We start from the raw sequence: 12,318 nt of genomic DNA, 5'->3' as shown, positions 1-12,318 counted from the left end.
GCGCCTTGGGGCGCTACTCCCCGTAGTTCTTGCCCGTCATCATGTTGTAGGCGGGGTCCTGCTTATCGTCGGGCTTGAGCTGCAGAGTCACCGGATTCTTGATGATCTCGCCATTGCCCGAGAAGACCTCGGTCACCGTCACCGAGTCACGGAGGATCTGCGTCACCTTGCCACCCTGACGCCCCACCCGGGTGTTGCGCCGGACGATGTGGCCGCGACCCACCGGGTCCTCGACCATGGCAATCGGGTTGGCATCACCCGTGACGACCGCCACCAGCTTCAGCTGGTCCAGGTCGAAGGCGCACAGCGGCTCGTTGCACGAGGACGCCTGCGACTGCACCACGGGCCCGAGTTCGTCGACCGGGCTGCGGAACGGGTCGCGCTTGCCCACCGGGTTGTACGTGTACACGTACGGTGGGGGCGCGACGGCGGTTTCCGCCGCGGCAGGTGCCGCTTCGGCCGGAGCCGGAGCCGCCGCGGCAACAGGCTTGGCCGCGGCCGGAGCCGGCCGGGGCGCCTCGTCGCAAGCGGCCAGCGACAGCGCCAGCACCGCGGTGGTCATGGTGGCCTTGAACGTCTTCATCCTCAATCCCCTTGTCGCCCTACTTTTCGAGCGGATCAAGTTTCTAGTTCTTCGGAGTTTCGTTCTTGGGCGGCTCGACGAAGCGGAACGTCGTCGCCAGGAAGCTGCTCTGCAGGACGACCTTCTCGTTCTTCAGGGCGGGCGCATCGAGCTTGATGTTGTTGACGTTGACGATGCGGCGCATGTTCGCCATCTCCTGCAGGAACAGGGCGATTTCATGATAGTTGCCGCTGACCGTCATCTTCAGGGGGATGCGGGCGAAGAACTCGCCGCCGCCCACGAACTCGCGCTCCGGCGTCACGCTGGAGATCTCCAGCCCGCTCTTCTTGCCGATGTCGTTGATCTGCGCGAGCAGCTCCTCGATGTCCTTCTTCTCGGGCAGCTCCGTCAGCGCCTCGGCGAGCTTCTGCTCCAGCACGTCCATCTCGCGGCGGCGGTCGTTGAGGTTCTGGGCAATCTCACTCTTCTCCGCCAGCTCCAGGTCCAACGTGCGGCGCTGCGACATCGCGCCCTTGATGGAGGTCTCGGTGGGGTCGATGAGGAGGAAGTAGTTGGCGACGGTCATCAGGATGATGGCGATGCCCAGGCCGCCGAACTTCGTGGCCGGGGGCGCCTTGGCGAACTGATCCAGGTACTTGTCCATGGGGCGTGGGGCCTCTCAGATGGAGTAGCTCGACTGCAGCGTGATCTTGAAGTCGACCATGGGTTGCGCGCCCGGCTGTGACGCCCGGGCCTGCACCGCGTTGGTCAGGTCGATGTTGGTGAAGAAGGGGATGACCTCGTTCACCGGGAACTCCTCGACGGTGGCCTCGGCGGTGAGCAACTCCACGCGCGACGTCTTGCTGTCGCGGCGCTGGTCCACCAGGCGGCCCATGCCCTTCGGCGTCCACACCACGCCGTTGAGGCCGCGCATGAACTCGGCGACCTCGTCGTGGCTCACGGCGGCGCCGTCGATGGACACCGCGTTGCTGGTCTCCGCGAAGCTCTTGATCCAGACCTTCTTCGGCATGGCGGAGGCGAGCGCGTCCAGCATGCGCACCGGTCCGTTGCGACCCTTGCGCAGCGAGTCCAGCACCGCCAGCTTCTTCTCCACCTCGGCCTTGCGGGCGTTGATGTTGGCCACCTCGCCAATGACCTTCTCCAGCTCGGCGATCTTCGCGCGGGTCTGGGTGATGCCCTGGCGCTGGCGGGTCAGTTCGCCGTCGCGGTCCGCGTACCAGAAGTAGTTGCCAACAGCCGCGCCGAGCAACACCACGGCGAAGAGGACCAGCACCTGCCGGCCCATCTCCCGCTTCTTCACCGCCCTGACGGGCAGCAGGTTGATGCGAATCATCATGTGCGTCGTCTCCTAAAGGGGGTGGACCAACTCAGGCCAGCTTGTCGCCTGGGCGCCGCAGCGCCAGGCCCACGGCCACCGCCGCCATGGGAGCCACGTCCATGATGAACGCGGGGTCGAACTTCCGGTTGTCCACTTCGATCTTGCGGAAGGGGTTGAGGATCTCCACCGGCACGCCCGTGCGGGCTTCGATGGTCTTGAACAGCGCGGGAATCTTCGCCGTGCCGCCCGAGAGGTAGACCTTGCTGAAGTTGGAGTCGGCGGCGGTGCCCGCGTAGAAGTCCAGCGAGCGCTGGATTTCACCGGCCACCTGCTCGGCCACGCTGGAGAGCACGCGCTCGACTTCCTGAGGCACCACGGCGTCCGCGTCCGCGCGGTTGCCGCCAATCTTCAGGGCCTCGGCCTCCTCGTAGGAGACGTTGAGCTGCTTCTGGATTTCCTCGGTGAACTGGTTGCCACCGATGGTGACGTCGCGGGTGAACACCGTCACGCCGTTGGCGATGATGTTGATGTTCACCACCGAGGCGCCCGCGTTGATGAGCACCACGGTCTCCTTCTCCGGGAGGTCGTAGTTGACGGAGAACATGTTCTGGACGGCGAAGGCGTCCACGTCCACCACCACCGGCGCGAGGCCCGCCTCGGAGACCACGGTGGTGTAGTCGTTGATCATGTCCTTCTTGGCGGCCACCAGCAGCACGTCCATCTGCCCGGTGGCGTCGTTGCCGCCGCCGTCGAGGATCTGCGTGTCGATGTTCACGTCCTTCACATCGAACGGGATGTACTGCTCCGCTTCCCACTGGATGCTCTCCTCGAGCTCGTCCTGGGACATGCGGGGCATCTGGATCTTCTTGATGATGACCGAGTGGCCGGACACGCCGATGGCGACGTCCTTGCCCTTCACCTTGAGCTCGGACATCAGCTCCTGAACGGCCTGGACGATGGCCGTGGAGTTCATCAGCGCGCCGTCGACGATGGCCTCGGGCGGCAGAGGCTTCATCCCGAAGCTCTGCAACGCGAAGCCGACCTCGCCACGCTTGCGCTGCTCCTTGAGGAGAATCATCTTGATGGACGTCGATCCGATGTCCAGGCCGAGTGCCAGTTTGCCCTTCGCCATGCTTGACTCCGTCGAGAGGCGGGCAGCGTAACACTGGCCGTCAACCCCTCCTAGAAAGTGCCTGGAGCCCGCCTGCCCTACGGACGGACGGGAGCCCTACACCACCACTGCGCCGGGCCCCTCGACACCGTCGCGAAGGCCCGATTTTCCGGCCCCCGGCGCGTTCCGTCAAATGCAGGCAGGCAGGCGCCGTCCGGTGCACGCGCCCGTGCCGGGCACTTCAGCCCCGCTCCGCCTCCGCGTCCGGGTCGATGCCGTACTCCTTGATCTTGTACAGCAGCGCGCGGTGACTGATGTCCAGGAGCTCCGAGGCCCGGGTGCGGTTGCCCTTCGTCCGGCGCAGGGCCGCGCGGATGTAGGACTCCTCCATCTCCCGGATGGCGCGCTTGAGCGACAGGTCCGACACATCCTGTAGCACCCCACCGGTGCCGCCTTGCGCCGTGCCCGTGGGTCCGGGTGGGGACGCGGCCCACAGCCTGTCGGGCAGGTTGGACGGAAGGATGAGGGGGGTGTCGGCCAGCAACACCGCGCGCTCCATGGCGTTCTCGAGTTCGCGCACGTTCCCGGGCCAGGCGTAGGCGCACAGGAGGGCCTCGGCTTCCGGGGAGAGCCCCTCCACGGGCGGCTCCCGGTTCAGCTCGCGGTTGAAGCGGGAGATGAAGGTCCGCGCCAGCAGCGGCACGTCCTCACGGCGCTCGCGCAGGGGCGGCATCCGGACATTCACGACGTTGAGGCGGTAGTAGAGGTCTTCGCGGAACTCGCCCTTCTCCACCAGCTTCGCCAAATCCCGCAGCGTGGCGGCGACGACGCGCACGTCCACCGTCTCCTCCCGGTTCTCCCCCACCGGTCGGATGGTCCCCTCCTGGAGCACGCGCAGGAGCTTCACCTGGGCGGGCAGCGGCAGCTCCCCCACCTCGTCCAGGAAGAGGGTGCCGCCATCGGCCTCGGCGAAGAGGCCGCGCTTGGCGGTGCGCGCGTCGGTGAAGGCGCCCTTGGCGTGGCCGAACAGCTCGCTCTCGATGAGGCCGGAGGCGATGGCGCCGCAGTTGACGGCCACGAAGGCCATGGCGGCGCGGCGGCTGCGCGAGTGCAGCTCGCGGGCGATGAGCTCCTTGCCGGTGCCGCTCTCGCCGCTGATGAGCACGGTGGTGTCCACCGGGGCCAGGCGCGCCACCTGCTTGAGCACCGCCTGCAGCGCGGCGCTCCCACCGAGGATGTGCCCGTCCGGCGCGGAGGGGAGGCTGGCTTCCTTGAGCCGGCGGTTCTCCCGCACCAGCCGCTCGCGCTCCTCGGCCTTGCGGAGGACGAAGACGATTTCCTCCGGCTTGAAGGGCTTCTGGACGTAGTCGAAGGCGCCGGCGGACACGGCCTCCAGCGCCTGCTCCTGCGAGCCGTAGGCGCTCATCACCACCGCGGTGAGGCCGGGGTGGGCGGCCAGCGCCTCGCGCAGCAGGGTGAGGCCGTCCTTCTTCGGCATGCGCACGTCGGACACGAGCACGTCGTAGTCGCGCGCGGCCAGCTCACGCAGGGCCTCGTCGCCGTCCGCCACCGCGCGCACGTCATAGCCATGGTCGGTGAGGACCAGCGTGAGGATGTGGCGGATGGAGGGCTCGTCGTCGGCGACGAGGATGGTGCGGAAGAGGGACATGGCCGTCTCCGGGCATCATCCCCCAGCGAAGGGGAGGCCGATAGCTCCTGGCCACCAGGCAGGCCCTTTTCTCTTCACGGAGCAGGCAGGGACACGGTGAAGCGGGCACCGCTACCCGGGACGTTCTCCGCCAGCAGCCGGCCGCCCATCACCTGCGCCAGTCGCAGCGACACCGCCAGGCCCAGCCCGGTGCCCTCGCGGCCCTTGGTGGTGAAGAAGGGCTCGAACAGGCGGGGCATCACCTCGGCGGGGATGCCCGGCCCGGTGTCCTGCACCACCAGCCGGGCCTCGCCGTCCTCGCGCCGCGTGGTGACGCGCACGCTCCCCTGCCCTCCCATGGCCTGCGCGGCATTGAGCAGCAGGTTGATGACAATCTGGGACAGCGGCCCGGGGTCCGCACGGACCACGAGTCCCGGCTCCAGCCCCAGCTCCACCGTCACCCCGGCCAGCTCCGGCGCGGCGCGCACCAGGCGCACGCAGGTCTCCACCACCGCGCCCACCTCCACCGGCCCCAGCGAGGCCGACCCGGGACGCCCCAAGTCCAGCAGCCCGCGGATGATGCGGTCGATGCGCTGCACCTCGTGGTCGATGCGATCCAGGAAGTCCTTCAGCTCGGGTGTGTTGGCCTTCATCCGCGCCAGCGCCACGTAGCCCAGGATGCCCGACAGCGGGTTGCCCACCTCGTGCGCCACGCCCGCCGCCAGCCGGCCCACCGTCGCCAGCCGCTCCGAGGACACCAGCTCCGTCTGTGCCCGCGCCAGCCGGGCATTGGCCTCGCGGAGCGACGCCATCTGCGAGCGCGTGACGGACTGCTCCGCGCTCAGCGCCTCCGCCATGCGCTGGAGCGCGCGCTGGATGCGCGACACCAGCGCGCCGCCCTGGGTGGGCACCATGTGGGGGTCCAGCTCCAGGCGGCCGAACTGCTCCACCACCGCCTCCGTGCTGCGCAGCGGACGGCCCACCGTCAGGTCCAGCACCACGTACGCCAGCACCGTCAGCGCCACCAGGTCCAGCCCGAGCGCCAGCGGCAGCAGGCCCTTCACCCGCGCCAGGGCCTCCACCTCCGCGCTGCCCGGCGGCGCCAGCCGGCGCACCGTGTCCATCAGCCGGATGAGGGCCGGCTGCACCGACAGCCAGGTGAGCCCCGTGGACAGCGAGCCCAGCAGGAACGCCACGCTGGCGAGGCGCCACTTCACCGCGAGCCCGCCTCGCTCATGGCAGGCCCCCGAGCATCAGCGCGATGTCCGGCGGAAGCACCCGCGCCAGCCAGGGCCCCAGCAGCAGTATCTCCAGCCCCGCCAGCGCCAGCCACGGGCCGAAGGGGATGCTGGTGCGGTCCGGTACCCAGTCCTCCTCCTCGCCTTGCTCGTCCAGCGGCGCGTCGGGGATGGGTTGGAAGAGGAGGCAGTACGGCACCAGCAGGAGCCGCTTCCACAGGGAGAGGCCTGGCAGCGTGAAGCCCCAGGTCATCGTGAGCGCGGGCTCGTCGTCCGAAGCGGGGGACGATTCCGGGTCCGAGGGCGCCTCGTCCGTGCGGGGCCCCGCGCGTCCGGTCAGGGCCAGCATCGCCATGCCAACCACGGCGCCCTGCAGGGACGCGAAGAAGAGGATGCCGAGCAGCGCGCGCCAGGTCAGGAACGCACCCAGCATGGCGACGAGGTACTTGTCCCCCGCCCCGAGCGCCTCCTTCCGGAAGACCTTCCAGCCCACGTACTCCATCAGCCGGAAGACGAGGAAGCCCACCCCCGCGCCAAGCACCGCGTCCCAGAAGGGGCCCAGGCCCCGGGGCAGCGCGAGCACCGCGTCCCAGGTGGGCTCCAGGCCTTTGGGCAGCGCGAGCACCACGCCCGCGAGGGTGCCCGACACCGTCATGGACAGCGGCAGTATCCAGTGGTCCAGGTCGATGAAGGTGAGCGGCACCAGCAGCGTGACGAGCACCAGCGCGGGGACCAGGTCATACGTCCAGCCGAAGCGGCGCAGGCAGGCGAACCAGAGCAACCCCGTGAGCAGCTCCACGAGCGGGTAGCGCATGGAGATGGGGGCGGCGCAGCCCCGGCAGCGCGCCCGCAGCGCCAGCCAGGACAGCAGCGGGATGTTCTCGTACCAGGCCAGGACATGGCCGCACTTCGGGCAGCGCGAGCGCGGGTGGACGATGCTCTGCTCCAGCGGCACCCGCGCGATGACGACGTTGAGGAAGCTGCCCACGACCAGGCCGGTGACGAACAGCCAGGTCGCGAAGAAACCTTCCACCATGGGCCTCTACGGGCGGAGGGCCCAGGGCCCCGCCGCGCTCACTTGAAGTCGCGCCGGCTGAAGATGAAGACGGCGAGTGCCACCATGACGCCAGCGTAGCCGACTCCATAGGCCGCCGACTGCACGATGTCCATCGCGGGGGTCACGACGTCATACGAGGCCTGCGGCCGGAAGTTGAGCCGCGCCAGGTTGGGCAGGACGTAATAGATGCCCTTCCCCAGCCACTGGATGGCGGTGGAGTCCGAGCGGCTCGCCAGGTTGTAGATGTCCGCCGACAGATGACCGGCGAAGTACACGCCCGTGGTCACCACCGCCGACACCAACTGGCTGGCGAAGCTGGACATGGCGAAGCCCACGCTGGAGATGACGAGCAGCTCCACCCAGAGCATGCCGGCCGCCGCCAATTGGGGCTGCGTGACAGCCATGCCGTAGAGCGCCTCCTGCGCGAAGAACACCACCGACATGGCCAGCAGCAGCGCCGCCAGCGTCAGCATGTTGCCCGCCAGCCGCCCGACGATGAACAAGGCCCGCGACACCGGCTTGGAGACCACCAGGAAGATGGTCCGCCGCTCGATTTCGCGGCTCAAGAGGCCACTGGAGAGGAAGATGGCCAGCATCACCAGGGTGACGGCCATGGCCCCCAGCCCCACGTCCGCGAGCACCCGCTGGAACGTGTACACCGTCACGTTGGTGACGAGCGTGGAGGACAGCAGCAGGCCGAGGGTGAAGACGGCCACCACGACGCTGACGCGGTTGCGCCGCGCCTCGCGGAAGCCGTTGAGGGTGAGGGCACCGAACTCGCGAATCATGAAATCTCTCCTCCCACCGTGCCGCCCTTCGCCTCCTTGAGCGCATCCAGGAACAGGTCCTCCAGCGAGTAGCGGGTCGGCTGCACCTGCGTCACCCGGCCCCCGCGCTGGAGCGTCTGCTGGAGCAGCGACTGCGCGGCCTCGTTGCCGGTGCGCAGCAGCACCCGGTCTCCGAAGTCCTGCGCGTACGTCAGCTCGTGACCGAGGCTGCGGAGCTGCTCCAGAGACAGCCCCTCCACCGTCATCTCCACCACGGGCGCCTGGCCCGACAGCAGGTCGCGCACGCTGCCCTCGCGCACGCGGCGGCCGCCCACCAGCACCACCACGCGCTCGCAGAGGGCCTCCACGTCCGAGATGATGTGCGTGCAGAAGAGGATGGTCGTCCCCCGCTGCCGCTCGGCGAGGATGAGGTCTCTCACCTGACGGCGGCCCACCGGGTCCAGGCCGGAGGTGGGCTCGTCGAGGATGAGCAGCTTGGGCCGGTTGACGATGGCCTGCGCCAGACTGATGCGCTGGATCATCCCCTTGGAGTAGCGGCGGAGCTGGAGCTTCGCGGCCCGCTCCATCTCCACCATGCCGATGACTTCCTTCACCCGCTGGTCCAGCTCGTGGCCGCTCAGCCCGGCCAGCCGGCCCGACAGCGTCACGAACTCCGCGCCGGTGAGGTACTCGTAGGGGGCGGGGTTCTCCGGGAGGAAGCCCACCTGGCGCCGGGCCTCCTCGTTCGTGGGCGGCAGGCCGAAGATGCGGGCTGTGCCCTCGGAGGACTGCACCAGGTTCATGAGAATCTTGATGGTGGTGGACTTGCCCGCGCCATTCGGCCCGAGCAGGCCGTAGACCTGTCCGGGCTGCACTTCCAGATCCAACCCCTGGAGCGCCCGGACCTGGCGGTTCATCCAGAAGCCCAGACGGTACGTCTTGGCGAGCCCACGCACCTCGATAGGCAAGCTGCTACTCACGGCGACTCCTCCATGCTCGTGCGCGCGAAATCAGTCAGGCGTTTCTCCTGGGCCGTCGAGTGGCCGCGGCCCTCGGCGTCCAACTCGATGACGCCGCCGAGCGGGTCTTCCGGAATCCGCGGCAGGTCCCCCGCCTCGACCAAGGCCTGGAGCCCTGGAGGCAGCCGGCCCTCGCGCCGCTGGTAGGCCTGGACGGCCGCATCCACCCGGCTCAGCTCCCGCTCCAGCTCCAGCTCCTTCACCCGGCGCTCGAAGAGCTCCCGCGTCTCGGGCTCGTCGGAGGACTCCGCCAGGGAGCGCGCGAAGTCGAGGCCCGCGTCGAAGTTGCCGGCCTGCGCATGGAGCCGCGTGGCCAGGCCCGCCAGATACTCGGGGGCGTCCGGAAGCCGCGAGGCCTCTTCGACGATGCGCGCCGCCCGCTCATACTGACGGTGGAAGGTGCTCAGGTTGTAGGCCAGCATGATGCGCAGGGAGACATGGTCCGGAAAGTTGCGCAGGCCCTTCTCCAGCAGCCTCGTCGACTCCTCGATGTTGAACCACTTGCCGCCCCGGGCATGGAACGGGATGGCCACCCCGGCGAAGAGGTAGACCTGCCGGAACTTCGGGTCCAGCTCCGTCACCAGGTCCGCGTAGTCGTAGATGTCCCGGTACTCGTGCCGGGTGCCGGCCTTGCCCACGGCCTGGATGGTCTGGATCCAGAAGTAGTCCGTGACGAGGTGGTGGATGGGCGCTCCCACCGCGCGCAACACCTGCAGCCTGGGAAGCAGCGGGGGAAGGTGGCCCTGGCGGCCGGGGCGCTGCGGCGGCGCGGCGAGCACCACGCACAGCGTCACGGACAGGGCTAGAACCAGGGACCAGAAGAGGCGGCTCGACATGGCGACGGCGGCATTATTGCTGGTGGGCCCTGGCGGTGTCAGCAGGCACGTTGAACCTGGACGATGCCTGCCAGGACTGCAAGAAACCGCTTCACGAAGAAGGGGAGGACAGGCGCATGGCCTGTCCTCCCCTCGGGAGCTTCAATCAGCGACGGTCGACTACTGGCACTCGACGTCGTTGCTCATGTTGTACGGCAGGCCCTCGGCCGCGTTCAGCTCGTCCGGCTGGAAGGCGTTGCAGGCGGCCGCCGTGACAGGCCCCGCCGACTGGGAGGCGATGAACCACTGGTCATACCCGACACCGGCCGTCACGTCGTTGTCGATGTTACCCACGGCGTAGTGCAGGAAGTGCGAGGTGCCCGCGGCCTGGTACAGGCCCGCGGCAGCCGGCAGACCGCCGGTCTGGGTCATATCGGGGTTTTCATCGGTCTGGGTGGTGCCGTCCGGCTGGAACTGGAACTTGAACCTGTCGACCTGGATGATGTGGTGGGCACCCGCCGGGATGACCGCTGCATCGCGGACCTGGGGGCCGGCGCCGGCGGCGCCCGCGGGAGCTGCCACGGAAAGCGTGTAGGCGTAGCGGTTGCCGCGCTCGGGGGCGAAGCCGATGGCGCCGGCCAGCGCGGAGTAGCGGTCCTTCTCCTGGAAGTACGACTTCTGGGAGGTGAACAGACCCTTGAGGTTGGACTTCGCCTCACCCTGCTTGGAGCGCGCCTGGAACTTGATGAAGTTCGGGATGGCGATGGCCGCCAGGATGCCGATGATGGCGACGACGATCATCAGCTCGATGAGGGTAAAGCCGCGGTTGCGAGGGTTGAAGCGGGAGACGCGCATTGGGGAGTCCTCAGGGGGTTGCGACTTCGAGGGCGTGTTGCCCTGCCGTGTTTCTTAGCACATGCGGTGCCAATCCCCCCAGGCCCCTGGCCGCGGGCCAACGTCGCGAAATTCCATTGCCCCTCCTAATCCGAGCCCGTTTGCTCGCTTCTCAAGTGCCAAAAAACGGCACCCGGCAGTGACCAGAACTGTCGCTCCCGCCGCTCCCGCCGGGGTGGACATCAACTTCGTGACAGCCCTCTCGGGGCTGTGGTGGATTTCCTGAATGAGCATGCCCCTCCCCTGGCGTGAGCGCGTGGAACGACTCCCGTCGGCGTGGCTCGCGGCGCTCCTGGCCGGCTTCGCGTTCCTCGTCTACGCGGGGGCCATCCCCTCGGGCTTCGTCTTCGATGACGAGTTCGCCATCCTGGGCAGCCCGGTCGTCCAGGGCACGGTGCCCCTCGGGGAGGCGTTCGTCCGGGACTTCTGGGGCCGGCTCCCGGGGGCACCCAATGCCATTGGCACGTACCGGCCCCTGCCCGTGCTGCTGCTCGCGCTCGAGTGGCGGCTGGGCGGCGGGGCCGCGTGGGTGATGCACCTGGGCAACGTGCTCTGGCACAGCGCCACCATCGCCCTCTTCTTCCTCGCCTTCGCGCCCCGGGTGGGCCGGCGCCTCGCGTTCGTCGCAGCCGCGCTCGCCGCCGTGCTGTGCGCTCCCTCGGAGGCCGTCCAGGCGCTCGTGGGGCGCGCGGACCTGATGTGCGCGTTCTTCGTCCTGCTGGCGCTCTGCTTCCACGGCCGCCAGGGCGCGGGCGCCACCGTCGCCGCGGCCGTGTCCTTCGGCCTGGCGCTGGGTTCCAAGGAGAGCGCCATCGCGGCCCTGCCCGCATTCTGGGTGCTCGACCGGCTCGTACGCGCCGGCAGCCCGCCGCGCCTGGGGCGCTACGTGACGTACGGCCTCGTCACCGGGGGCTATCTCCTGCTCCGCTCGCGGGCGGTGGGCGCGGCGCTACGCCCCACCATCGACCCACAGAGCAACCCGCTGCTGCAGGCCGCGCCCCTGGAGCAGATGCTGGGCGCGGGCCGCGTCTTCCTGGAGCGCTACGTGGCCGGCATCGTCGCCCCCGGCCGGCGCCTCTACGAGTGCTCGGCCATGGCCTGCGGCCCCGCCAGCGCGGATGACGTCGTGGCCTGGGCCGGCGTCGCGCTGGCGCTGCTGCTGGCCCTCTCGCCGCTCCTGCTGTGGCGCCGGGCCCCCAGGGCCGCCGCGGGCCTGGCGTGGTTCGTCATCTTCTTCCTCCCGGTCTCCAACTTCCTCGTGCTCAGCCCTTCGCTCTACGGGGAGCGGCTGCTGTACCTGCCGCTGTTCGGCGCGGTCCTCGCGCTCGTGGACGGAGCGGATGCCCTCGCGCGGCGCGTGGCGCGTCCGGCGCTCGCCTGGGGAATCGTCGCCGCGCTCGGGCTGGCCAACCTGGCCGCGCTGCAGGTCCGTCACCTCGACTGGCGCACGGACCTCGCCCTCTACGCGAGCGGCCTGGAGCTCGCGGACACGAGCGCCAAGGTGCACAAGAACGTGGCCGTCGCCCTCATGAAGGCCGAGGAGTGGGTCCCCGCGGAGCTCCATGCCCGCCGCTCCCTGGAGCTCTGGCCCGGCAATGTCACCACGCGGTCCCTGCTGGGAATGTCCCTGGCCATGCAGGGCCGCACCCAGGAGGCCGAAGCGGAGTTCCGCCAGGCCCTCACCGTGAATCAGGCAGGGGAAGTCGTGTGCCCCTTCGCCGTCTTCCTGGCCCGGCAGCAGCGCTTCGCCGAGGCGCTGGAGCTGGTGCGCGCCCACGCGGAGAGAGTCGCCCGCGCCCCGGTGTGCACGGGCCTGACGCAGCAGCTCGAGGCCGCGGCGGGGGGCGCGAGGTGACGCTCGCGGCGGG

12 protein-coding genes are annotated in these 12,318 nt (G+C 69.2%); 1 reads left to right on the top strand and 11 read right to left on the bottom strand.

The annotated features are described in order from the left end of the window. Nucleotides 1-13 precede the first annotated feature (13 nt). The 11 genes from G4D85_RS08820 to G4D85_RS08770 form a co-directional block, all read right to left on the bottom strand. Nucleotides 14-583 carry a pilus assembly protein PilP gene (locus G4D85_RS08820; protein WP_205525474.1) on the bottom strand — a complete coding sequence of 190 codons (570 nt, stop codon included), beginning with the start codon at nt 581-583 and terminating at the stop codon, nt 14-16. Nucleotides 584-626: 43 nt separating this feature from the next. Then, nucleotides 627-1,226 carry a type IV pilus inner membrane component PilO gene (locus tag G4D85_RS08815; protein ID WP_164009981.1) on the bottom strand — a complete coding sequence of 200 codons (600 nt, stop codon included), beginning with the start codon at nt 1,224-1,226 and terminating at the stop codon, nt 627-629. 15 nt (nt 1,227-1,241) lie between these two features. Beyond that, nucleotides 1,242-1,919 (bottom strand): PilN domain-containing protein, encoded by a 678-nt coding sequence (locus G4D85_RS08810; RefSeq protein WP_164009979.1) that lies wholly within the window; start codon nt 1,917-1,919, stop codon nt 1,242-1,244. A gap of 31 nt (nt 1,920-1,950) precedes the next feature. Then, entirely contained in the window at nt 1,951-3,033 is a 1,083-nt protein-coding gene (pilM, locus tag G4D85_RS08805) for a type IV pilus assembly protein PilM (RefSeq protein WP_164009978.1), read from the bottom strand. Between the two features lie 220 nt (nt 3,034-3,253). Continuing rightward, entirely contained in the window at nt 3,254-4,681 is a 1,428-nt protein-coding gene (locus G4D85_RS08800; protein WP_164009976.1) for a sigma-54-dependent transcriptional regulator, read from the bottom strand. A gap of 74 nt (nt 4,682-4,755) precedes the next feature. Continuing rightward, a complete protein-coding gene (locus G4D85_RS08795) occupies nt 4,756-5,877 on the bottom strand; it encodes a sensor histidine kinase (RefSeq protein ID WP_164009974.1) in 1,122 nt (373 codons plus the stop codon). A gap of 16 nt (nt 5,878-5,893) precedes the next feature. Next, nucleotides 5,894-6,934 (bottom strand): prepilin peptidase, encoded by a 1,041-nt coding sequence (locus G4D85_RS08790; RefSeq protein WP_164009972.1) that lies wholly within the window; start codon nt 6,932-6,934, stop codon nt 5,894-5,896. Between the two features lie 38 nt (nt 6,935-6,972). Further along, a complete protein-coding gene (locus tag G4D85_RS08785; RefSeq protein WP_205525473.1) occupies nt 6,973-7,743 on the bottom strand; it encodes an ABC transporter permease in 771 nt (256 codons plus the stop codon). Further along, on the bottom strand, nt 7,740-8,702 hold the full coding sequence (locus G4D85_RS08780; protein WP_164009970.1) for an ABC transporter ATP-binding protein: 963 nt from the start codon (nt 8,700-8,702) through the stop codon (nt 7,740-7,742). The genes G4D85_RS08785 and G4D85_RS08780 overlap by 4 nt, the downstream gene beginning before the upstream one ends. Further along, nucleotides 8,699-9,577 carry a tetratricopeptide repeat protein gene (locus tag G4D85_RS08775; RefSeq protein ID WP_240359153.1) on the bottom strand — a complete coding sequence of 293 codons (879 nt, stop codon included), beginning with the start codon at nt 9,575-9,577 and terminating at the stop codon, nt 8,699-8,701. Before G4D85_RS08775 ends, G4D85_RS08780 begins: the two co-directional genes overlap by 4 nt. 159 nt (nt 9,578-9,736) lie before the next feature. Next, nucleotides 9,737-10,411 (bottom strand): prepilin-type N-terminal cleavage/methylation domain-containing protein, encoded by a 675-nt coding sequence (locus G4D85_RS08770; protein ID WP_164009968.1) that lies wholly within the window; start codon nt 10,409-10,411, stop codon nt 9,737-9,739. Between the two features lie 265 nt (nt 10,412-10,676). On the opposite strand from G4D85_RS08770, the gene G4D85_RS08765 reads away from it, so the two are divergent. Then, a complete protein-coding gene (locus tag G4D85_RS08765; protein ID WP_164009966.1) occupies nt 10,677-12,305 on the top strand; it encodes a tetratricopeptide repeat protein in 1,629 nt (542 codons plus the stop codon). Nucleotides 12,306-12,318 lie beyond the last annotated feature (13 nt).

It is taken from the genome of Pyxidicoccus trucidator, assembly GCF_010894435.1.
Lineage (GTDB): Bacteria > Myxococcota > Myxococcia > Myxococcales > Myxococcaceae > Myxococcus > Myxococcus trucidator.
This window is presented reverse-complemented; position numbering and strand designations above follow the sequence as displayed.

Bases quoted from the DNA above. Each gene is read 5' to 3' on its own strand.
- G4D85_RS08820 (WP_205525474.1), bottom strand. From the start codon at position 583: ATGAAGACGTTCAAGGCCACCATGACCACCGCGGTGCTGGCGCTGTCG.
- G4D85_RS08815 (WP_164009981.1), bottom strand. From the start codon at position 1,226: ATGGACAAGTACCTGGATCAGTTCGCCAAGGCGCCCCCGGCCACGAAG.
- G4D85_RS08810 (WP_164009979.1), bottom strand. From the start codon at position 1,919: ATGATGATTCGCATCAACCTGCTGCCCGTCAGGGCGGTGAAGAAGCGG.
- pilM (WP_164009978.1), bottom strand. From the start codon at position 3,033: ATGGCGAAGGGCAAACTGGCACTCGGCCTGGACATCGGATCGACGTCC.
- G4D85_RS08800 (WP_164009976.1), bottom strand. From the start codon at position 4,681: ATGTCCCTCTTCCGCACCATCCTCGTCGCCGACGACGAGCCCTCCATC.
- G4D85_RS08790 (WP_164009972.1), bottom strand. From the start codon at position 6,934: ATGGTGGAAGGTTTCTTCGCGACCTGGCTGTTCGTCACCGGCCTGGTC.
- G4D85_RS08785 (WP_205525473.1), bottom strand. From the start codon at position 7,743: ATGATTCGCGAGTTCGGTGCCCTCACCCTCAACGGCTTCCGCGAGGCG.
- G4D85_RS08775 (WP_240359153.1), bottom strand. From the start codon at position 9,577: ATGTCGAGCCGCCTCTTCTGGTCCCTGGTTCTAGCCCTGTCCGTGACG.
- G4D85_RS08770 (WP_164009968.1), bottom strand. From the start codon at position 10,411: ATGCGCGTCTCCCGCTTCAACCCTCGCAACCGCGGCTTTACCCTCATC.
- G4D85_RS08765 (WP_164009966.1), top strand. From the start codon at position 10,677: ATGAGCATGCCCCTCCCCTGGCGTGAGCGCGTGGAACGACTCCCGTCG.